The sequence below is a fragment of the Streptomyces sp. NPDC051183 genome (assembly GCF_040682455.1).
GTDB lineage: Bacteria > Actinomycetota > Actinomycetes > Streptomycetales > Streptomycetaceae > Streptomyces.
The window spans coordinates 1-1,586 of sequence record NZ_JBFBBA010000123.1; the positions used below are offsets into that span (position 1 = coordinate 1).

General features: G+C 69.3%; 1 protein-coding gene. It reads left to right on the plus strand.

The window, feature by feature from the left end; genetic code table 11:
* Positions 1-99: 99 nt before the first annotated feature.
* Entirely contained in the window at positions 100-1,497 is a 1,398-nt protein-coding gene (locus tag AB0M99_RS37760) for a gluconate:H+ symporter (protein WP_365928798.1), read from the plus strand.
* The last annotated feature ends 89 nt before the right edge of the window (positions 1,498-1,586 follow it).

Genomic DNA, 1,586 nt, shown 5'->3' on the forward strand with positions numbered 1-1,586 from the left:
CATCCACTCGGCTCAACCATGACAGCCATGCCCAGAGCCCCTGGGCCCCACCGATCTTACGAATGACCAGTTCGAACCCACCAAGAAGGTAGGACCACCGTGACCGGTCTCAGCGTCGAGACACTGGCAGCGGGCGCCACCGAACCGATCACCTCGGCGGGCACCACCCAGTTGGGCATCGCCGTCCTCGCGGGCATCGCCGTCATCGTCCTGCTCATCACCCGCCTCAAGCTGCACGCCTTCCTGGCGCTGACGCTCGGCTCGCTCGCCCTCGGGGTGTTCGCCGGCGCACCGCTCGCCAAGACGATCGCCAGCTTCACCGCCGGGCTCGGCTCGACCGTCGCGGGCGTGGGCGTACTGATCGCCCTCGGCGCGATACTCGGCAAGCTCCTCGCGGATTCGGGCGGCGCGGACGAGATCGTGGACACGATCCTCGCCCGCGCGAAGGGCCGGGCCATGCCGTGGGCGATGGTGCTCATCGCCTCCGTGATCGGGCTGCCGCTCTTCTTCGAGGTCGGCATCGTGCTGCTGATCCCGGTGGTCCTGCTGGTCGCCAAGCGGGGCAACTACTCGCTGATGCGGATCGGCGTCCCGGCGCTCGCCGGACTGTCCGTGATGCACGGGCTGATCCCGCCGCACCCCGGCCCGCTGGTCGCGGTCGACGCCCTGCACGCCAACCTGGGCGTCACCCTCGCGCTCGGCGTGCTCGTCGCCATCCCGACCGTGGTGATCGCCGGCCCGCTGTTCTCCCGGTACGCGGCCCGGTGGGTCGACATCCCGGCGCCGGAGCACATGATCACGCGGCGCCCGTCGGCGGAACTGGAGCACCGCCCCCGGTTCGGGGCGACGGTCTTCACCGTCATGCTGCCCGTCGCCCTGATGCTGGCCAAAGCGCTGGTCGACATCGTCGTCAACGACCCCGCCAACTCGGTCCAGAAGGTCACCGACGTCGCCGGCTCACCTCTGATCGCCCTGCTCGCGGCCGTGCTGGTCGGCATGTTCACCCTCGGCCGGGCGGCGGGCTTCACCAAGGAGCGGCTGTCGTCGACGGTGGAGAAGTCCCTGGCCCCGATCGCGGGCATCCTGCTGATCGTCGGCGCGGGCGGCGGTTTCAAGCAGACCCTGATCGACGCGGGCGTCGGCCGGATGATCCTGGACCTGTCGGAGAACTGGTCCGTCCCCGCCCTGCTCCTGGCCTGGCTCATCGCGGTGGCCATCCGGCTGGCCACGGGCTCGGCGACGGTCGCCACGATCTCGGCTGCCGGCCTCGTCGCGCCCCTCGCCGCCGGCATGTCGACGTCGGAGACGGCCCTGCTCGTCCTCGCCATCGGCGCCGGCTCGCTCTTCTTCAGCCATGTGAACGACGCCGGATTCTGGCTGGTCAAGGAGTACTTCGGCATGACGGTCGGCCAGACCCTCAAGACCTGGTCGGTGATGGAGACCATCATCTCGGTGGTCGGCCTGGGCTTCGTGCTCCTGCTGTCACTGGTCCTCTAGCCCCATCCTCCGCACGTCGCTGGTTTGAGTGAGGTCTGTCGGGTTCGTGCTGGTCAGGTCAGGCTGATTTCCAACAGGTCGAGGAGGCG